This is a genomic window from Sinobaca sp. SA16-1, from assembly GCF_059510515.1.
The window spans coordinates 471,642-491,690 of record NZ_JCAKFL010000002.1 but is presented as its reverse complement, the minus strand read 5'-3'; the positions used below and the strand labels follow the sequence as shown (position 1 = coordinate 491,690).

General features: G+C 45.5%; 20 protein-coding genes and 1 tRNA gene. 18 read left to right on the top strand and 3 right to left on the bottom strand.

Features of this window, described 5'->3' with window-relative positions:
- The first annotated feature begins 15 nt into the window (after positions 1 to 15).
- From lpdA to AC5W2J_RS06515, 9 genes are all read left to right on the top strand, one after another.
- Positions 16 to 1,443: a dihydrolipoyl dehydrogenase gene (gene lpdA / locus AC5W2J_RS06555; RefSeq protein ID WP_496058683.1), complete on the top strand. Its 1,428-nt coding sequence runs from the start codon at positions 16 to 18 to the stop codon at positions 1,441 to 1,443.
- Between the two features lie 14 nt (positions 1,444 to 1,457).
- On the top strand, positions 1,458 to 2,462 hold the full coding sequence (locus tag AC5W2J_RS06550; RefSeq protein WP_496058682.1) for a thiamine pyrophosphate-dependent dehydrogenase E1 component subunit alpha: 1,005 nt from the start codon (positions 1,458 to 1,460) through the stop codon (positions 2,460 to 2,462).
- The gene (locus AC5W2J_RS06545) at positions 2,462 to 3,445 is read left to right on the top strand and encodes an alpha-ketoacid dehydrogenase subunit beta (protein WP_496058681.1); all 984 of its coding nucleotides are present in this window, start codon (positions 2,462 to 2,464) and stop codon (positions 3,443 to 3,445) included. Before AC5W2J_RS06550 ends, AC5W2J_RS06545 begins: the two co-directional genes overlap by 1 nt.
- A gap of 12 nt (positions 3,446 to 3,457) precedes the next feature.
- Positions 3,458 to 4,669, top strand: a complete 1,212-nt coding sequence (locus AC5W2J_RS06540) for a dihydrolipoamide acetyltransferase family protein (RefSeq protein ID WP_496058680.1) — start codon at positions 3,458 to 3,460, stop codon at positions 4,667 to 4,669.
- A 410-nt stretch (positions 4,670 to 5,079) separates the two neighbouring features.
- Entirely contained in the window at positions 5,080 to 6,096 is a 1,017-nt protein-coding gene (locus AC5W2J_RS06535) for a metal ABC transporter solute-binding protein, Zn/Mn family (RefSeq protein WP_496058679.1), read from the top strand.
- An 88-nt stretch (positions 6,097 to 6,184) separates the two neighbouring features.
- Positions 6,185 to 6,607: a BrxA/BrxB family bacilliredoxin gene (locus tag AC5W2J_RS06530; protein ID WP_120193329.1), complete on the top strand. Its 423-nt coding sequence runs from the start codon at positions 6,185 to 6,187 to the stop codon at positions 6,605 to 6,607.
- Positions 6,608 to 6,737: 130 nt separating this feature from the next.
- Positions 6,738 to 7,103, top strand: a complete 366-nt coding sequence (locus AC5W2J_RS06525; RefSeq protein ID WP_496058678.1) for a hypothetical protein — start codon at positions 6,738 to 6,740, stop codon at positions 7,101 to 7,103.
- 63 nt (positions 7,104 to 7,166) lie between these two features.
- A tRNA-Arg gene (locus tag AC5W2J_RS06520) sits at positions 7,167 to 7,241 on the top strand.
- Between the two features lie 123 nt (positions 7,242 to 7,364).
- Positions 7,365 to 8,426, top strand: a complete 1,062-nt coding sequence (locus tag AC5W2J_RS06515) for an aromatic acid exporter family protein (protein WP_496058677.1) — start codon at positions 7,365 to 7,367, stop codon at positions 8,424 to 8,426.
- Between the two features lie 28 nt (positions 8,427 to 8,454).
- On the opposite strand, the gene prli42 is transcribed toward AC5W2J_RS06515, so the two are convergent.
- Complete coding sequence (gene prli42 / locus AC5W2J_RS06510) at positions 8,455 to 8,547, bottom strand: stressosome-associated protein Prli42 (protein ID WP_170146907.1); 93 nt, start codon at positions 8,545 to 8,547, stop codon at positions 8,455 to 8,457.
- A 118-nt stretch (positions 8,548 to 8,665) separates the two neighbouring features.
- Between prli42 and mce the strand changes: the two genes are divergently transcribed.
- The 9 genes from mce (at position 8,666) to AC5W2J_RS06465 (ending at position 17,420) form a co-directional block, all read left to right on the top strand.
- Positions 8,666 to 9,091 carry a methylmalonyl-CoA epimerase gene (gene mce / locus AC5W2J_RS06505; protein ID WP_496058676.1) on the top strand — a complete coding sequence of 142 codons (426 nt, stop codon included), beginning with the start codon at positions 8,666 to 8,668 and terminating at the stop codon, positions 9,089 to 9,091.
- 8 nt (positions 9,092 to 9,099) lie between these two features.
- A complete protein-coding gene (locus AC5W2J_RS06500) occupies positions 9,100 to 10,221 on the top strand; it encodes a M20/M25/M40 family metallo-hydrolase (RefSeq protein ID WP_496058943.1) in 1,122 nt (373 codons plus the stop codon).
- Positions 10,222 to 10,307: 86 nt separating this feature from the next.
- The gene (locus tag AC5W2J_RS06495; protein WP_496058675.1) at positions 10,308 to 10,757 is read left to right on the top strand and encodes a YaaR family protein; all 450 of its coding nucleotides are present in this window, start codon (positions 10,308 to 10,310) and stop codon (positions 10,755 to 10,757) included.
- Between the two features lie 129 nt (positions 10,758 to 10,886).
- Complete coding sequence (locus tag AC5W2J_RS06490; protein ID WP_496058674.1) at positions 10,887 to 11,363, top strand: low molecular weight protein-tyrosine-phosphatase; 477 nt, start codon at positions 10,887 to 10,889, stop codon at positions 11,361 to 11,363.
- Positions 11,360 to 12,220: a fructosamine kinase family protein gene (locus AC5W2J_RS06485; protein WP_496058673.1), complete on the top strand. Its 861-nt coding sequence runs from the start codon at positions 11,360 to 11,362 to the stop codon at positions 12,218 to 12,220. The genes AC5W2J_RS06490 and AC5W2J_RS06485 overlap by 4 nt, the downstream gene beginning before the upstream one ends.
- Before the next feature lie 183 nt (positions 12,221 to 12,403).
- Positions 12,404 to 13,393, top strand: coding sequence for a class I SAM-dependent methyltransferase (locus AC5W2J_RS06480; RefSeq protein WP_496058672.1), 990 nt, complete (start codon positions 12,404 to 12,406; stop codon positions 13,391 to 13,393).
- A 219-nt stretch (positions 13,394 to 13,612) separates the two neighbouring features.
- Complete coding sequence (locus AC5W2J_RS06475; protein ID WP_496058671.1) at positions 13,613 to 15,112, top strand: phytoene desaturase family protein; 1,500 nt, start codon at positions 13,613 to 13,615, stop codon at positions 15,110 to 15,112.
- Complete coding sequence (locus AC5W2J_RS06470) at positions 15,109 to 16,545, top strand: phytoene desaturase family protein (RefSeq protein WP_496058670.1); 1,437 nt, start codon at positions 15,109 to 15,111, stop codon at positions 16,543 to 16,545. Before AC5W2J_RS06475 ends, AC5W2J_RS06470 begins: the two co-directional genes overlap by 4 nt.
- 35 nt (positions 16,546 to 16,580) lie before the next feature.
- Positions 16,581 to 17,420: a phytoene/squalene synthase family protein gene (locus tag AC5W2J_RS06465; RefSeq protein WP_496058669.1), complete on the top strand. Its 840-nt coding sequence runs from the start codon at positions 16,581 to 16,583 to the stop codon at positions 17,418 to 17,420.
- Between the two features lie 19 nt (positions 17,421 to 17,439).
- Here the strand turns inward: AC5W2J_RS06465 and AC5W2J_RS06460 are convergent, their stop codons facing one another.
- Together AC5W2J_RS06460 and AC5W2J_RS06455 are read right to left on the bottom strand one after the other, a co-directional pair.
- Positions 17,440 to 18,939: a phytoene desaturase family protein gene (locus AC5W2J_RS06460; protein ID WP_496058668.1), complete on the bottom strand. Its 1,500-nt coding sequence runs from the start codon at positions 18,937 to 18,939 to the stop codon at positions 17,440 to 17,442.
- Positions 18,936 to 20,039, bottom strand: coding sequence for a glycosyltransferase family 2 protein (locus tag AC5W2J_RS06455; RefSeq protein WP_496058667.1), 1,104 nt, complete (start codon positions 20,037 to 20,039; stop codon positions 18,936 to 18,938). The genes AC5W2J_RS06460 and AC5W2J_RS06455 overlap by 4 nt, the downstream gene beginning before the upstream one ends.
- Positions 20,040 to 20,049: the final 10 nt, after the last annotated feature.

Here is a 20,049-nt window from a genome sequence, read left to right as displayed (position 1 = left end):
AGGGGGAGTTCAGTTATGGCCGAAGAGTATGACCTGGTTATATTAGGAGCCGGCACCGGTGGCTACGTAGCTGCGATAAAAGCCGCACAGGTAGGATTAAAAACAGCGATTGTAGAAAAAGATAAAGTAGGCGGCACCTGCCTGCACAGAGGCTGCATTCCAAGTAAATCTTTATTGAAAAGTGCGGAAATGTATCAGGCCGTGCAGCATAGTGAGTCCTACGGAGTGACGGCTGATAATGTAACGCTTGCGTTTGATAAAGTCCAGAAAAGAAAGAATGAGATCGTGGACAAGCTGCACCGAGGTGTCGAGCATTTGATGCAAAAAGGAAAGATAGATGTATTTGATGGGTACGGCCGGATTTTAGGTCCGTCTATTTTTTCACCGAGTGCCGGCACGATTTCCGTGGAACGCACCGATAAAGAAGAAAACACGATGCTTATTCCAAAACAGGTAATGATAGCTACGGGGTCAAGGCCGGCAGAACTCGATGGCCTGCCTGTGGATGGGAAACGTATTCTCCATTCAGAACACGTACTTGAACTGGATACACTGCCTGCTTCTATTGTTATCATAGGCGGAGGAGTAATTGGGGTGGAATGGGCCTCCATGTTTAATGATTTTGGTACAAACGTAACGTTAATTGAATACGCCGGCAGAATTCTTCCGGGAGAAGATGGAGCTGTTTCCAAAGCGATGCAGAAAGCTCTGGAAAATAAAGGCGTAACGATACTTACAGGAACAAAAGTAAAAGCCGGACAAACACAAATACAAGAAGACCAGGTTACGATCCATGCAGAAGACAGCAGCGGAAACGAACAGTCCTTTGAAGCGGAGCAGGTGCTTATTTCGGTTGGAAGAAAAGCCAATGTGGAAGATATCGGACTCAGCAACACCGATATTGAAGTAAGCGGCGGAGTGATCAAGGTTAACGACATGTACCAGACAAAAGAGTCGCACATTTATGCGATCGGTGACGTGATCGGCGGCCTGCAGCTGGCTCACGTTGCTTCAAAAGAAGGAGCCATTGCGGTGGATCATATGCTGAATAGAAACCCGCTGCCTCTTGATTCTAAGACGGTGCCGCGCTGCATTTACAGCAGCCCTGAAGCATCCAGCATTGGTTTGAGTGAAGAAGAAGCAGAAAGTTTCGGCCTGCAGATAAAGACGAGCTCATTTCCCTTTCAGGCGATTGGAAAAGCTCTCGTAAATGGAAACACAGAAGGCTTTGTTAAAATGATCATTAATGAAAAAACAGACGATTTAGTAGGGGTTCATATGATTGGAAATGGTGTAACGGAGCTCATAAGTGAAGCCGCGATGGCGAAAATACTCGATGCTTCTCATTTAGAAATAAAAGAAACCATCCATCCTCACCCATCGCTGTCGGAGTCGTTTGGCGAAGCGGCGCTGGCGGTGGACGGATTAGCAATTCATTCATAAAGGAGGCGGAAACAATGGAAGCACTAACCCACCGGAACCTCGGTCTTACAGACGAACAGGTTCTTGAAATGTACGAAAAAATGCTGCTTGCCCGGAAAATTGATGAACGCATGTGGCTTCTAAACCGTGCCGGAAAGATTCCGTTTGTCATTTCCTGTCAGGGACAGGAAGCAGCTCAGGTTGGGGCTGCAATGGCACTGAACACAGAAGAAGACTATGTTCTGCCTTATTACAGAGATATCGGCGTTGTTCTTACTTTTGGGATGACTGCCAAGGATCTGATGATGTCCGGTTTTGCCAAAGCAGACGATCCTAATTCAGCGGGCAGGCAGATGCCGGGCCATTTCGGACAGAAAAAGAACCGGATCGTTACAGGGTCTTCCCCGGTTACGACCCAGGTTCCGCATGCGGTTGGCTTTGCGCTTGCGAGTAAAATGAAAAAAAAGGGATTTGTTGCTTTTACTACTTTTGGAGAAGGCTCTTCGAATCAGGGAGATTTTCATGAAGGCGCAAACTTTGCAGGAGTGCACAAGCTGCCGGTGATTTTAATGTGTGAAAACAATAAATACGCGATAAGTGTTCCGATAGAAAAACAACTGGCCTGCGAAAAGGTATCAGACCGTGCAATAGGATATGGAATGCCCGGGTATACGGTAGACGGCAATGACCCGCTGGCTGTATATGATGTGGTGAAAAAAGCCGCTGACCGCGCAAGGAATGGAGAAGGCCCTACCTTGATTGAGACGGTTTCCTATAGGCTGACGCCGCATTCAAGCGATGATGACGATCGTTCCTACCGTTCAAAAGAAGAAGTGGCGGAAGCAAAAACGAAAGACGCTGTTTATACGTTTGCCGTTCGTTTAAGAGACGCAGGTATTCTTACCGATGAGGTGGAGCGGGAAATGATTGAGCGCATCAATATAGATATTGACGCTGCGACGGAAGCTGCGGAAAAAGCAGAGTATGCCAGAGCGGAAGATACGCTCAAACACGTATACAAAGAAGGAGGGAATGCATAATGCCGGTGATGACGTACATTCAAGCCGTCACAAAAGCACTTGAAGAGGAAATGTACCGGGATGAGGATATCTTTGTCCTGGGTGAGGATGTCGGTGCACGAGGCGGTGTGTTTCGTGCCACAGACGGACTGCATGCCACCTTTGGAGACGAACGTGTAATGGATACGCCGCTGGCTGAATCTGCTATAGCCGGTGTTGCTATAGGAGCTGCCATGTATGGAATGAGGCCGGTAGCAGAAATGCAGTTTGCTGACTTTATTATGCCGGCATTTAATCAGATTGTATCTGAAGCCGCGAAAATCCGCTATCGGTCCAACAACGATTGGGACTGCCCCATTACAATCCGCGCTCCATACGGAGGCGGGGTACACGGAGCGTTGTATCATTCCCAGTCCATTGAAGCGTTGTTTTCCTCTGTGCCGGGACTTAAAGTCGTGATGCCGTCGACGCCTTATGACGTGAAGGGGCTTTTGAAAGCAGCCATTCGTGATGATGATCCAGTTTTATTTCTGGAACACAAACGGGCGTATCGTTTAATAAAGGGAGACGTTCCTGATGAAGACTATACGGTTCCTATTGGCAAAGCAGACGTTAAAAGAGAAGGAGAAGACATAACCGTCATTACGTACGGACTTTGTGTTCATTTTGCGCTGCAGGCGGCTGAAAAGCTGGAAAAAGAAGGGCATTCCGCCCACATTCTCGATCTGCGTACCGTGTATCCGCTTGATCAGGAAGCGATTATTGCAGCAGCAAAAAAGACAGGAAAAGTGCTGCTGATTACCGAGGATAATAAAGAGGGCAGTATCATCGGTGAGGTTGCTGCGATTATTGCAGAACACTGTCTGTTTGATCTGGATTCTCCTATTCAACGACTTGCTGGTCCGGACGTGCCGGCTATGCCATACGCTCCGCCTATGGAAAAATATTTTATGATGAATCCGGATAAAGTAGAAACCGCAATGAGAGATCTAGCAGAATATTAAGGGGATGAAAATATGGCAGAAAAAATCTCAATGCCCCAGCTTGGTGAAAGCGTCACGGAAGGAACAATAACCAAGTGGCTCGTACAGCCGGGGGATAAAGTGAAAAAATATGATCCGCTGGCTGAAGTGATGACCGATAAAGTGAATGCGGAAGTGCCGTCTATGTTCGATGGGACAATTCAGGAGCTTGTAGCTAAAGAGGATGAAACGGTTGCAGTAGGTGAATTGATCTGCTATATAGAAGCAGAAGGGACCGCTTCGAGCGAACCGGAAGCAAAGCCCGACCCTCCGGTAGAAGCCGGAGCGACGATGGAAAATAAACAAGAGCAGCCAGGCGGGAATAGGTACTCTCCCGTTGTATTAAAGCTCGCTCAACAGTATCAAATCGATCTTTCAGCGATTCAGGGAAGCGGTCGAAACGGACGCGTGACCAAAAAAGATGTGGAAGCGGCCCAGCAGAATCCCGCTCCTCAAAAAACTGTTCAGGAACCAGATAAGAAACAACAGAATGTGAAAGCTGCACCTGAAAAAACAGCCGCAGGGGATATAGAAATACCGATAACGGGAGTAAGAAAAGCTATTGCTGCAAATATGAGTAAAAGCAAGTCAGAGATCCCCCACGCATGGACAATGGTAGAGGTGGATGTAACCAATCTTGTGAATTACCGCAATAGTATAAAAGAGTCTTTTAAGCAGTCAGAGGGCTACTCTATTACGTTTCTTCCGTTTTTCATACAAGCTGTTGCAGAAGCACTAAAAGAATTTCCAGCTTTAAACGCCTACTGGCAGGAAGATAAAATTATCCAGAAGAAGGATATCAATATATCGATAGCGGCAGCTACAGATGAGGCGCTTTATGTGCCTGTTATTCAGCATGCAGATGAAAAAAATATTAAAGGACTGGCTAAAGACGTGGCTTCTATTTCCGATAAAGTGAAAAAAGGAACGCTTTCAGGAGAAGACATGCGTGGTGGAACATTTACGCTCAACAACACCGGCTCTTTCGGGTCCATTCAGTCTGCTCCTATTATTAATCAGCCCCAGGTTGCTATTTTGTCTGTAGAGTCGATCGTAAAACGCCCGGTCGTTATGCCGGGGGATATGATCGCTATCCGGCACATGGTAAATCTTTGTCTATCCCTTGATCACCGGGCTCTGGATGGTCTTGTCTGCGGCCGTTTTCTGCAGAGTGTGAAAAATAAATTAGAACAAATTTCTTTGTAGCAGACAGCTGGATGAGACAGCGCGGTGGAAGAGACGAGCATGTTCTCTTCCTTTTCGGCGCGGATGGCAACACCCGCTGTTTCCGGAAGCCGGAATCAGTATACATAGAAATGTTTTAATAAGGAAAAACACAATAAATACGTATTTTTATACAAAAACCTATACAGGGGTGCTTTCCGCAGGAGTCACCCCTGTTTCTTTTTCTTCTCTTCTTCTCAACAAAGTGTTAAAAGCATTCGAGATCGTGTATAGATATACAAAGTGAAATGGTTTCTCGACAATAGAAAAAAGCCTCCATGCAGGAGGTTTTTTTTCTGTTTATAAAAAGGAATCATTCCTGTTTACAAATCGTAACTTTTACGATATGCTTTTTTCAATGAACAAAAATGATTAAAAAAGGGGTAAAACATATGAAAAAAACATTATTGTATTCTTTACTGGCTGGAGCTTCATTTACTTTGGCTGCATGTGGGGAAAGCGAAGAGGAGAGCCCCGAGCCGTCCGGAGCCCAGGATGAAGAAGCCCTTCAGGTATATACGACACTTTATGCCTGGGAATATATGGCAGAGCGGATAGGGGGAGAACATGTACAGGTGAATAATATTGTACCCGCGGGTACAGATGTACATAACTTTGAACCAACGGCCCAGACGATGGTCGACATTGCCGAGTCCGATCTGTTTGTGTATACAGGAGCCGGAATGGAAGGATTTGCAGGCGCGATTAATGACTCTATTGAAAATGAAGAAGTGACAAGCCTGGAAGTGACACATGGAATGGAACTGGCGTCTTATGAACATGATCATAGTCATGCGGAGGAAGACAGCCACAGCGATGAGGAGCATGGCCATGACGAAGAACAGGCCCATGATGAGGAAGAAGAAAGTCATGATGCCAATGGGGATCAGGATCCGCACGTATGGCTCGATCCTGTTCTTACAAAAGAAGCTGCAGAAGCCATAAAAAATGAGCTGGCTGCGAAGAATCCGGAACAGGAAGCTGTGTTCCAGGAAAACTATGATGCTTTATCTGAAGAACTGGACAGCCTGGACAGCAGGTTTGCCGAAATGGCATCCAGTTCTGAAAAGGATTCCTTTTTAGTTTCCCACGCGGGTTATGGCTACTGGGAAGAGAGGTACAACATCCACCAGATCGGAATCACCGGTCTTTCTCCATCCAATGAGCCATCCCAGCGGCAGATTCAGGATATTATAGCGCTCGCAGAAGAAAATAATTTAAATCATGTCATGGTGGAACAGAATATCCCTTCTACTACAGCAGATGTCGTTCAGGAAGAAACAGGAGCGGAAGCACTGGACCTGCATAACCTCGAATCCCTGTCCGAGGAGGAACTCGACAGCGGGGAAGATTATTTCAGCTTAATGGAACAGAATGTAAGCAACCTTGATCAGGCATTGAACAATTAGTAGATAAGTGCAGATCCTTGTTACTTTTTTCTTTATTTATGTACAATAGGAATGTACACTAGTGATAAAGAAGAAAGGGTGCTTGCAAATGGATTTTAATTATTTTATAAATGATGTCGTACAAACGGCAAGAAAAGAAATGGAAGAAGCTGGATACGAGCCTTTAACAACAACTGATGATGTAGATACTACATTAACTGATAAAGGAACAACGCTTGTTATGGTTAACTCTGTATGCGGATGTGCCGGAGGGATTGCCCGCCCGGCAGCAGCCTACATGAGAAACTACGAAAAGCAGCCGGATCGCTTTGTTACGGTGTTTGCCGGCCAGGATAAAGAAGCCACCGAAAAAGCCAGATCTTATTTCACCGGCTACGCGCCTTCTTCCCCGTCCTTTGCACTGCTGAAAGATGGAGAAATTGTACGTATGGTGGAACGCCACGAAATTGAAGGCCATGAACCAATTGAAGTAGTACAGCAGCTCGAGAAAGCATTTGACGAATACTGCTGATAGAGAGTGACCGAAGAGATTTCCATCTCTTCGGTTTTTTACTGCAGTAATTTATTTTTTATTGACTATCCTACACTTAATTATGGTATAATTTCATCTGGTATTCATACATAAAAGGCGGCGGGTAAACATGGAAGAAATGTACAAGCAGGTGCAGGAATATTTGAACATGGATGATGAAATTCCATTCAAGGAATTCCGGGGCTACTACCAAAACGTAATTTCGCATTTTGATGAGAACGCAGAACAGTTTTCTGAAGATGAACTATGGAAAGGTCTGTTTGTAGCAGAGAGTATTATGTCCAACGCAGAAAACCGGGCCAAGGAAGAAAGAAACAGCTCCCAGGCGAAGAAATATCGTAAAATGGCAGATCGTACGACAATGTATGCCCAGAACTTTACAAAGCGTATTAATCAGCTGGGATACGGCGAAGAAGCGATTCGTGAGCGGTTTAAGTCTATGCTTGAAGAAGGATCTAAAAAAGAAGACAGCTAATTATTGAAAAGGCGTTGACATCAGCCGTTTATTTTATTAAAATAATAAATGCTGCTTCTTAATGCGCCTATGGTGAAAGGGATATCACGCGAGATTCCGGTTCTCGTATTCCAGGTTCGAATCCTGGTAGGCGCGCCAATACATAACAATGAACGAGCTCCTCTGCAAAGGGAGCTCGTTTTTTATTTCTACTGGAGAAAGAACGGAAAATGTACTGAAAGTTGGAAAGTATTTGCGTTATAATAAAACCGAGCGGTATAAATGAAGCTTGAAAGGGAACTGCATATGGCCAGATTCACGATAGGGTACAGAACCGTTAAGACAGCTCTTGGCGCAGCGGTGTCCATCTTTCTGGCGCAGCTGCTGCAGCTGGACTTTTACGTTTCTGCTGGAATTATTACAATTTTATGTATATCGATTACGAAGCGGGATTCACTGAAAATATCCGGTGAGCGTATCGTAGCGTGCCTGATCGGCCTGCTCTACGCTACATTGATTTTTGAATTTATCGGCTATCACGCTGTGTCCATAGCTATTTTGTTTTTATTGTTTATTCCTACAGCAGTGAGCGTAGGGGCTAAAAAAGGAATAGTCACATCGGCTGTTTTGATTCTGCACGTTTATACTGTAGGAGAGGCAAGCGCCGCCCTGTGGGTCAATGAACTCGCTCTGCTTGGAATAGGAATAGGGGTCGCTCTGATCATGAATCTATACATGCCAAACGCAGAGCGTGATCTTCTTTGGGATCAGGTGAAAGTAGAAGACTGTTTTCGAACCATCTGGAAAGAATATGCGAAGTATTTAAAGGAAGGCGACTCGTCCTGGGACGGTAAAGAGATTACCACGGCCTCAACGTTATTAAGCGATGGAAAAAGCAAAGCACTACGTAATATTGATAATCATTACCTTCGCTACGATGATTATTTTTATCACTATTTTGCGATGAGGGAAAAGCAGTTCGACGTGCTTGAAAGTATTCTTCCCTTCATTTCCAGTCTCGGAGATACCGTCATACAGGGAGAAAAAATGGCTGAATTTATGGAAGAGTTAAGTGAAGCAGTCAGTCCCGGTAACACTGCCGGATACTTTTTAATACGCCTTGATGAACTGCGGGAGGAAATTAAAGAAATGCCGCTTCCGCAGACAAGAGAAGAATTTGAAGTGCGTTCCAGCCTTTTTTATATTCTGCATGAGCTGGATGAATATTTGACAATTAAAAAGATGTTCAAGCCGGATCCAAAGCGTACGCATAATGTATCGGGAAAGCGCCTCACAAGGGATTTGAATAAAAAAAAGCAAAAAAATAAAAACCCGGAAATGTAATACCGGGTTTTTATCTTGTATATAGAATTTAAAAAAATGCTGCAGCCCCTGTAAACAAGCTGCCGACTACTAATGTTATAATCATGATGTAAATGATGATTTTCTGGAAGTTTTTAGGCACGTTTCACCCTCCTGACTCATATATGCTTTCCCGATTCCAGGCGCAATTCATATCTGCCATCATACCACAGAAAAGAGGATGAATTCCAGCCCTCTTCAATATGGAAAGGAGACTGATTATGTTAAAGCAGCCGCCTCATAAATTAGATCATATTGGAATTGCCGTCCGTTCCATTGAACAGAGACTGCCATTTTACACAGATGTGCTTGGACTGGAACTATTAGGAACGGAGACGGTGGAAACGCAGCACGTCAAAGTAGCCTTTCTGTCTATCGGCGAATCAAAAATAGAGCTTTTGGAACCGATGGGAACGGAAGGACCGATCTACACGTTTCTTGAAAAAAAGGGAGAAGGCATTCATCATGTGGCTCTCGGTGTAACCAGTGTGGAAGATCGGCTTGAAGAGATAAGATCAGACGGTATCCGGACTCTGCAGGAGCACGCAGCACCCGGAGCAGGAGGAGCGCTCGTTGCGTTTCTTCATCCTGGAGACAGCGGACGGGTGCTGGTGGAACTATGCGATAAATCAAACAAAGAGGACTGATGACAGTTATGGTAAATGAGCAGCGAATCGTAGATGAATTTATAGAACTGGTTAAAGTAGACTCTGAAACAAAAAACGAAAAAGAAATTTCTCTCGTGCTCAAAGAAAAATTCACAGCACTTGGCTGCGAGGTGCAGGAAGATGATGCCGCTTCTACAACAGAACATGAGGCGGGAAACCTGGTCATTACGTTAAAGGGCGAGAAAAAATCAGGCCCTGTATTATACTTTACTTCTCATATGGATACCGTCGTACCGGGAAAGGGCATCAAGCCATTTATCGAAGAAGGCTATATTAAGACTGATGGAACGACGATTCTGGGAGCAGATGATAAAGCGGGTATTGCAGCTATGCTGGAAACGATCCGTCAGCTAAAAGAACAGAATGTGTCTCATGCGGATATTCAGTTTATTATTACAGTAGGAGAAGAGTCCGGTCTTGTAGGCGCCAAGGCGCTGGACACGAGCTTAATAAAAGCGGATTACGGCTATGCGCTGGACAGCGATGGAGATGTAGGAAATATTATTGTTGCCGCCCCGACGCAGGCAAAAGTAAAAGCCGTCATCAGAGGGAAAACGGCGCATGCCGGAGTGGCTCCTGAAAAAGGTATTTCTGCTATTACAGTTGCCTCCAAAGCCGTTTCCAAAATGCCATTGGGACGAATTGATAAAGAAACGACGGCAAACATCGGCCGGTTTGAAGGCGGCTCCCAGACGAATATTGTATGCGATGAAGTCTATATTCTGGCGGAAGCGCGTTCGCTTGTAAGGGAAAAGCTTGATAAGCAGGTAGCGGATATGAAAAAAGGGTTTGAAGAAGCAGCGGCAGAAATGGGAGCAGAGGCCGAGGTGGATATTGATATTATGTATCCGGGCTATAAGCTTTCTGAAGAGGATACGGTTGTCCAAACGGCCCAGCATGGTATTAGAAAAGCAGGCAGAACTCCTGAGCTCTTGACGAGCGGTGGAGGAAGCGATGGCAACATTATAAGCGGTTATGGTGTGCCTACAGTCAATTTAGCCGTCGGCTATGAAGAAATTCATACAAAAAATGAAAAAATGCCTGTAAGCGAGCTGGTGAAGATTACTGAAGTCGTGCTATCCATTATAAAGCACAGCGCTTCTGAATAATTTGTACTATCAAATCAGCCGGCCCTGGTTAACTATATAGAATTCAGGCCGATACTATAAGTACAATGACCAAGGGAATGATGAGCATGGATATAACCGGACTTCAAAAGCAGGGAAAATGGGGAGCAGAAGGAATAAGGCCGGCTGCCGATACATCGGCAAAACCTGCCAGGGCTTTTTCTGACATGCTGCAGAGCTCTGCGAAAGGCTATCATACAGAGAAACTCGAGAACGTAAAACAGGCTCTTCAAAAGCAGGGAGAGTATTTGGCGGAGCATCGAACCCTCGGCGCTCTTCAGAAATATAAAGACCTGGTCAGGCAGTTCTTAAAAGAAACAGTAGAAAGCGGTTTTGAGTTTACGGAAGAGCATGAATTCTCCAACAGGCGTTCGTTAAAGCTGTGGAAACCTGCAGAAGACCTGGAAGAAAGCATGCTTGACCTGTCAAAAGCCGTTTTTGATAAGGAAAAAACACGTCTGGATGTGCTCGAGCAGGCCGGCATTGTAAAAGGGCTGCTCGTTCATCTATACGCCTGAATGCCGGTGACTGGTCAATGATACAAAGATGCATATAGTTTTAGTGATTTAAGCCGGCAGCTCTATGGAGCACCGGCTGTTTTTATAGAGAAGGAAATCGTGTTAAAATACCGTCAAGGAGGGACTTTCATGAAAACTCATGTGTTATTTGTCTGTCTTGGCAATATTTGCCGGTCTCCAATGGCTGAAGCTGTATTCCGTCATTATGCGGTTGACGCAAAGCTGGAGGAGACGTTGAAAATAGAATCCTGTGGACTCGGGGACTGGCACATCGGCCGCCCTCCCCATGAAAAGACGCTGGATGTATTAAACGAGCATCAAATAGATACAACAGCGCTGCAGGCTTCCTTGTTTGATAAAGAAAAAGTCACGAAAGAAACATATATTATCGTAATGGATGAGGACAACGAACAAACCGTGCGGTCCATTCTTTTTCCGGATTCGGTAAAAGCAGTCTGCCGGCTGCTCGAATTCCATCCAGGCGCACAAGGCAATATGAATGTGCCCGATCCTTATTTCTCAGGTGATTTTGCAGGGGTCTATGATATGATAGAGCAAAGCTGTAAGCCATTGCTAAACTGGGTGAGAAAGAGAGAGGGTCTATGAAATCAAAAATAGAACAGGCTGTCCAGACAATTGATAGCGGTCTTACCATCATAGGTATAGAACCTGTAAGCGGAGGTAGTATCAGCACCGCTTATCGGGTACGAACGTCTGAAGGAGAGTTTTTTGTAAAGTGGCATGAAGAGGCACCGCAGGATTTTTTCAAGCAGGAAGCTGCCGGACTTGATTTTATAAGAGAAACCGACGGCCTGTATATTCCAAAAGTGCATACGTGGAGCAAGAAATACATTGTAATGGAATTTGTATCAGGTGAAAAAAGCCGGACGACAGAAGAACGGCTTGGCGCCGGCATCGCAGCGCTTCATTCACAAACGGGCAGTTTTTACGGTCTCGAAGAAGATAATTTCATTGGAGAACTGCCTCAGGTGAATGGCTGGGAAGAGGACTGGCTCCTTTTTTTCAGGGAAAAACGTTTAATGCCTCAGCTTGACCTGGCCCGGTCGATGGGAAGGCTGACGCTTCAAAGGGAACGCAATGCCTTTGATATTATGAGCCGGCTGTCGGAATGGATTCCTTCAAAGGGTGCCCCGGTTAAAGTACATGGTGATCTATGGGGCGGCAACTGGATTGGAGGCCCCGGGGGCATGCCTTGTCTAATGGATCCTGCCGTCTTTTATGGAGACAGGGAATTTGATATCGCCTTTACATATTTATTTGGAGGGTTCTCCGACGCTTTCTATGATTCTTATGAATCCATCTATCCTTTTTCAAAGGAATTTAATGAGCGTAAACCGCTTTATCAGTTGTATTATCTGCTTGTACATTTAAATATTTTCGGTGAAACTTACGGCGCTTCCGTAGATCAGGTGCTGCAGCGTTATTCCAAAGTAAACAAATAAACAGAGTGAAGAAACTCTCCAGCCGTCTGACAGCCCTGAAAACAGGGCTGTTTTTTCATGGCGCGGGCCTTTCTGAAAAGCGCTGCGGCAGGTTTATTCCTTTTAAGAGGAGGGAAGATTTACTATTAGAGGCGTTAGAATCGACATGAATGGTCCGGCCTACAACAGTAAAGAGGTGAAGTCATGCTCAACGAATGGAAAAGACTATGGCAGGCAAAAAAGTGGATGCAGAAAAATGAAACGTTTTTGGAAACGTGGCATGCCCACATCGGTCATGCCCTTCATTTATTTGACTATTTTGAAAAGGCAGTGAAGCCGGAAGAAGTGGCAGAAGCTCACCAATTGGACAGTGTACTTCTTTCCAGGTGGATTGAAGTTGGTCTCTCTTTAGGGCATCTGGAGAAAAAACGGGGAGGTAAGGTGAAAACAGAAGCTTCGATTTACACATACTTATCAAAGAAAAGTCCGGAATCAGTAGGAGTTATTTTAAAAGAAATGATGGAGCTTCATGTGCCAACGCTTCTTGCTTATAAAGATTTAATGCGCGGCTACGACAAAGTAACCTATTTGGAGAAAGACTATGGCAAAACAGTAGCAGAAACGTCGGCTCTTTTGGAAACGCTGGCATTTCCAAAAGTCATGAAAATAATCAAAAAGAGAAAAGTAAAGTCTATTATCGACATTGGCTGCGGCTACGCCGGCTATTTATACAGAATCCACAACCAAAAGCCTGATATACGGCTGACCGGCGTAGAAATGCATGATGAGCTTTATGAAACGGCTAAAGAGCGGTGCAAAGACACTTCTATTACGCTCCATCATGAAGACTTCGATCACTATGTGCATATGAAAGCCCGCAAGGATATGGTCATGATGAATAACCTGCTGTACTATTTCTCTCCGGGGAAACGGCAGGATGTTTTTGACCATGCTGCCAGAATACTGGCCAAAAAAGGCACCCTGCTCATTATGTCACCGCTTCATGATTCCAAACACGGAAGGGCCTTTTCGACCGCCTTCAACAGCTTTATGTCGGCGCATGAAAATTTACATCCGCTTCCGAGTGAAAAGGAAATCCGGGATCTTGGGAAACAGAGCGGTCTGAAACTTGTATCAGTAGAACCCGTATTAAAAGCAGGCGGCTGGTACCTGCTCGAACTTCAAAAAAAATAATAACAGCTTACGTTCCTGTTTCTTTTAACAGGAACTTTCTTTTTATACATAGGCACCCGCGGGCCATCATCCGGCAATCGTTTCTGCTTGTATAAAAAAGGCAAACTGAGGTATATTTAGTTGTACAAATGTTGGACAGAACTTAAGCCTCATCCACACTACTATCTAACAAACCATAAAAATGAAATAGGACAGTCAAACAGAGAGGGGCAACGCATCATGGCGGCCAAACACATTATTGTAGTAGGGGCAGGCCCCGGAGGCCTTGCAGCAGGCATGCTGCTTCAATCTAAAGGCTTTCAGGTCAGCGTCCTCGAAAAACAGCCATACGTGGGCGGAAGAACGTCCAGAATAGAAAGAGACGGCTATGTATTCGACCGGGGACCGACCTTTCTAAACATGCCGCATATTCTCGAGGAGGCATTTCAGGAGAGCCGAAGAAACCTTCATGATTATGTTACATTAAAAAAAATAGAACCGATGTATGAACTCGTTTTTAATGACATATCGTTTTTCCCTACGACAGACAAACAGGAAATGTACAATCGTATAAAAAAGCACTTTCCAGGCGATGAAGAGGGCTATTATGCGTTTATGGAAGGCACGAAAAAAAGATTTGATAAACTGATGCCTATTCTGCAGAATACGCACGGCCAGTGGAGGGATTATTTACGGCTTCGAACGCTGCGGGCGGTGCCTCAGCTTGCTTTAGGGAAATCGTTGTACGACGTTCTTTCCGATTATTTTACAGATGAACGATTAAAGCTGACGTTTACGTTCCAGTCTAAATACTTAGGTATGTCTCCATGGAACTGTCCGGGCGCTTTCAGTATACTATCGTATATGGAATACGAATACGGGGTGTTTCATCCGCTTGGGGGAATGAATCAACTCTCTGAAGCAATGGCAGAGGCCATCCGTGAAGATGGGGGTTCGGTACGGACAGAAACCGGCGTCAAACGCGTTATTGTGGAAAATGGACGGGCTGCCGGAGTCGAACTCGAGTCCGGCGAACAGATGGCAGCCGATGAAGTAATTATTAATGCCGATTTTGCCCATGCCGCTTCTACTCTTTTTGAAAAAGGTGACTTAAAAAAATGGAATCAGAAAAAACTGGACAGTATGGAATACTCCTGTTCCACATTCATGCTTTATCTTGGACTGGATACGACGTATGATGCCCCGCATCACACCATTGTGTTTGCTGACGACTACAAACATAATGTGGAAGAAATCACAGGTACTAAGCTTCTTTCCAAGGATCCATCCATTTATGTCCAGAATGGGTCAGTAACAGATGATTCGCTCGCTCCTGAAGGACAGTCGGCTCTATACATTCTCGTTCCGGTTCCAAACAATTTAAGCGGAATTGACTGGGAAGAGGAAAAGCCGCGGTTCCGGGACCTTGCACTGGATATTCTGGAAAAGCGGACAGCATTTAAAGGGGTTAGAGATCACATTGTTACAGAAATGATCACTACCCCAAAGGATTGGGAAGAAAATTATTTTGTTTATAACGGGGCAACCTTTAATTTAGCTCATTCGCTTGATCAAATGATGTATTTCCGTCCCCATAATAAATTTGAAGATATCGGGAACTGCTGGCTGGTGGGCGGAGGGACGCATCCAGGCAGCGGACTTCCGACTATTATTCAGTCCGCGCGTATTACGGCCGGCGAAATCAAGCGCAGGGAAAGACAGGGGAGAGCAGCAGAATGAAAACAATTATTGCCGGAGGAGGCATCGGCGGACTGGTAACAGCTTTATATCTGTCCCATTATCAGGAAGACGTGTTATTATTAGAGAAAAAATCATCGCTGGGCGGCAGAATTAAATTTGTAGAAGAAGCCGGCTTTAAAGTAGATGAAGGTCCAACGATTGTTCTTCTGCCTGAAGTGATTTTATCGATTCTGGAAGAAGCGGGAGTAGATAGAAGCAAGATACCAATGAAGCGTCTTGATCCCCTGTATACGATGCACTTTCGGGATGGCCCTTCTTTTACAAAATGGAGTGATACAGAAAAGCAGCTGGAAGAAATCACCCGCTGCTTTCCCGGAGAAGAAGAACACTATCTGCAGTTTATGCATGATATGAAAGATCGCTTTGAATCAGGAAAAGCCGCTTTTCTGGAAAACAGCTTTTACAAAAAACACACGTTTTTCACGAAAAAGAACATAAGCTCGTTACTTAAAATGAAAGCCTATCAAAATGTAAAAAAGCAATCGCAGCAATATTTCAATCACCCGATGCTGCAGCAGGCTTTTCAATTTCAAACGCTCTATATAGGGGGCCACCCTTCCCATTCTCCCGCCCTTTATTCACTGGTCACATTCAGCGAGCATTTTCACGGAGTATGGTATATCGAAGGAGGGTATGCAAGCCTCATAACCGTTTTGGAGAAAGAGCTCAGGGAGCGCGGGGTCGATATCAGGTTAAACGAAGAAGTGCTGCAGGTGGATTACACGGAAAGCCGGCAGTTTGAATCTGTACTCACCCCATCAGGACGCATACAGGCAGACCAGCTTGTATTAAACGGTGATTTTCCGAAAGCCAAGCAGCTGATAACGAAACAAAAAGAAACGTCCTATGAAGCATCATCGGGTTGCCTGCTGATATATCTGGGTATGAATAAAGTATATACAGAAGAAGGCATTCACCAGTTTTTCATGGGAGGAAACCTGGATGAGCATATGGAAGATGTGTTCAAACGCAGGCAGCTTAACAGTGATCCTTCTATTTATGTGTTCAACCCTTCAGTGATGGATGACTCACTTGCGCCTTCCGGGCAGAGCGTTCTTTATATGCTGATTCCTGTTCCCTCAGGGACAGACAGCTCTTTTTGGGAAAATAAAGAAGAATATGCCGATAAAATGATTGAGTTAGTAGAGGCCCGTGGATATCCCGGTTTAAGCAGTCATATTATCTGGAAAAAAATCCGCACCCCTGACCAGGCGGAAGCGGACGGTTTGTATGAAGGCGGCAGCTTTGGCATTCAGCCTACCCTGGGCCAGTCAGCTGTATTCCGCCCCCAATTGAAGCCGTTTAAAGCGGATAACATTTTTGCCGTCGGGGCATCTGTTCATCCGGGCGGAGGTGTTCCGATTGTGATGCAGGGAGCCCGGCTGCTGGCACAGCATTTAAAGCCTGAATAAAAATTAGTATTGGAAAAGCTAAAGGAGGAACAGTGATGATACCTCTGGAGAAAGCATATTCTGACTGCCACCAGATTATCTTGAAAAACAGCAAAACATTTGCAAAAGCCTTTGATTTACTGCCGGAAAAAAAACGGCAGGCAGTTTGGGCGGTCTATGCTTTCTGCCGTACGGCGGATGACATCATAGACGAAGGAACGAATAAAGAAAAAGAGTGGACGGCTTTCCGGGAAGAGCTGCTCCAATTTTTCGATGGGAACTGGGACCGCAGTGTTTCTTTGTGGACGGCTTTGGATGATGTTTTTACCCACTTCCCTATGGAGAAATATCCCTTTTTGGATATGCTGGAAGGCCAGCACTGGGACTTAGTGAAAACCAGGTATCAAACCCTTGAAGAAGTTGAGACCTACGGGTATTATGTGGCAGGGACCGTAGGGTTAATGCTTCTGCCTATTTTATCCCCGCAGGGTTTTGACCATTTAAAGCAAGGAGCTGTGTCGCTGGGAACGGCGATGCAGCTTACGAATATTCTTCGGGACATTGGAGAAGATCTTTACTTAAACCGGATTTATTTTCCAGAAGATATTATGAAAAAGCATCATTACACCCCGGAACAGCTGGAAAACAAAGAAAAAACGGCTTCATTCATCCAGGCGTGGGAAGAAGTAGCGGTCCGGGCCGAAGATTTATATAAAGAAGGGCTTGTCTCCATAGAGGAGTATCCGGAAGACGCCCGGTTCCCTGTTAAAGCTTCTGCATATATGTACTGGGCTATTCTTCATGCGGCCCGCAAAAATGAGTATAATGTGTTTCAGCAGCGGATGGTTGTATCCAATGATGACAAAAAGAATATACTAAAAACGATCTCCGGCTGACTGCCTGGAGATCGTTTGTTTAGAAGGAGGTATAATCGAGCAGAATGCCGTCTTTTTTTAGAATGGTTCTGGCCGTTTCCCGGCCGCTGAGCACGACCATAGGGGACCCGCCGCCCGGATGGGTAGAACCGCCAGTAAAGGATAGACGGGAGATGTCAGCGGGCTCATTGTATGGTCTTAAAAAAGCATCACGGCGCCTGTTCGAGGCAGCCCCATATATAGACCCCCGGAAAGCGTAATAGTCTTCGGCCATCTCAGCCGGAGTAATGATTTTTTCGTGTACAAGATGCGGACGAATAAAAACACCTTTTTCTTCCAGCAGGTCATAAATGGTATCTCTGTATGCCGCCTGTTCGGAAGCGGTGAGGGCACCCCCGGGAAGCGAAGGGGCGTTGATAAGGATAAATAAGTTATCGCCCTCAGGCGATACAGAAGGATCAGTATAAGAAGAGTTGCTGATGTAAATTGTAGGCTCCTCTGCATACTGATTATGTGCAAACAGCTTCTGGAATTCCTGTTTGTAATCAGAACTGAAAAATACCTGATGGTGCTTTAGTTGAGGAAGTCTTGTGTCAAGAGCCGCCATAATAACAAAGGCGGAAATGGAAGCTTCTGTGTTTTCTGCTTTTCGATCAGTAAATCGGGGGCGCAGGCTTTCCTCTACTAAAGAAGGAAACTGCGTAAGCAGGTCGCCGTTCAGAACGATATGATCAGCCAGTTCGGTTTCTCCGGCTGTTCGAACACCGACAGCACGCTGCTGTTCCACCAGGATTTCAGTCACTTCCGTATTTTTGTAAAAACGGACGCCAAGATCTACGGCCGCTTGTTCCAATCCGGCTGCGATAGCAGTGTTTCCGCCTTTTGTATAGTACACCCCGTCCGCCCATTCCAGATAGCTGATTAAAGAAAATGTGGCGGGAGCCCGGTACGGCGAAGAACCAATGTAAGTCGCGTAACGGTCAAACAGCTGCTGCAGACGCGTATCTTTAAAAGTTGATGCATGAAAATGGTGCATTGTCTGCAGCGGTTTTACTTTCAGGAGGGCGCTGAATAATTCCGGCGATAGATAATCAATGGGAGAACGAAACGTTCTCGGAAAAAAGGAAGAAGACGCGGTATGAAATAAACGGCTGGTGCGTTTTATATACTTTTTAAACCGCGTCGCATCTTTCTCCCCGGCAAAGCGGCTGATGGATTCGGCTGCGGCTTCCAGACTGTCCTCAGAATCAAGCCGGCTTCCGTTTGAGAAATGGTGGCGGGTATGTTTGGAAAGCCGCTGAAACTGAAAATAGTCAGAGGCAGTCAAGCCGGCCAGCTCCAGCACGTGATTAAATACCCAGGGCATCGTAATCGTATTCGGCCCAAAATCGAAAGTATGCGATCCAAAGGTATAAGAGCGCAGTTTTCCACCGGCAGTGTTATTTTTTTCGTAAACGGAAACATCATGGCCGTGTGAGGCAAGCAGGACAGCGCAGGATAAGCCGCCAAGCCCGGCACCAACAATAATAGATTTTGTCATTGGTAGGTTCGTCCTTTCCATGTGTAGCCTTTTTGTCGTACGGTAAGGTAGATAGAATAGAACAGAACAGCAAGAAGGGCCGCTGCAGAAAAAGGCATAAACAGGCAGAGCCATTTTTTCTGGCGGAACAGGATATCGGTGTATAATTTCATAAAGACAACAAGCAGGAATGGCAGACAAAACAGCCAGTTGGAAGCAACAGCACCGTAAATGAAAAGAGGAAGCGGAGCGATAAAGAATAAAATGTAAAAAAGAGTCAGCAGGACTGCAAGAAGAAAAGATCTGCCGATGCCGGGGAACATATTTTTACCGAATCCTTGCCAGACGTCCCGGTTTGATTCATACATATAGCAGGTAACATGTTCCGTAATATTCAATAGCAGGCTTCGAAATCCGTTTGCTTTAAACCGGCGCGTGAGGGCAACATCATCAACAATAGCGTCCTTAACGGAGGAATGGCCGCCGGCCTGCTCATATGCCTCCCGTTCTGCAAAGATGAATGCGCCGTGAGCCGCCGTGAAAATAGGACGCGTCGTATAATTTGCAGGCAGCAGTGGAAGGTGAAGGGCAATTACAAAATGCTGCATAGGAACAAGCAGGGCGGCCAGGATACCGGATACCGGAAATTTTGGAAACCCTGTCAGCAGCTTTGCCTGCCTGGAGCGGGCGGTTTCCTGAAACACATCAATGGTTTCCGGTGTGAGACGGACATCCGCATCGATAAAACATAAAAAGTCAGTGTCAGCTTTTTCGGCAAGCTGATGACAGGCAAAATTTTTACCGGTCCATCCGGCCGGAAGCGGTCTGCCGGTTAACACTTCGGCATCCTTCCAACCGGCAGTCTGCGTCCGGAGTATAGATAACGTGCTGTCCTCCGAACTGTCATCCAAAAAAAGAAAGCGGACGTGCGGGGTATTTATTTGTTTTAAATTATGAAGAAGCGCTTCGGCATGTTTCTCTTCGTTTCTCATGGGAACGAGCACACTCACCGTCACGGGCGCTTTGGTATTCGTCGAAACAGCGGGGCGCGGCATAAACATCAGATTCACTACAAGCCATAGCGAAAAGCAAAGCAGTAAGGCGCTGTATAAAACAATCATCAAAGTCATC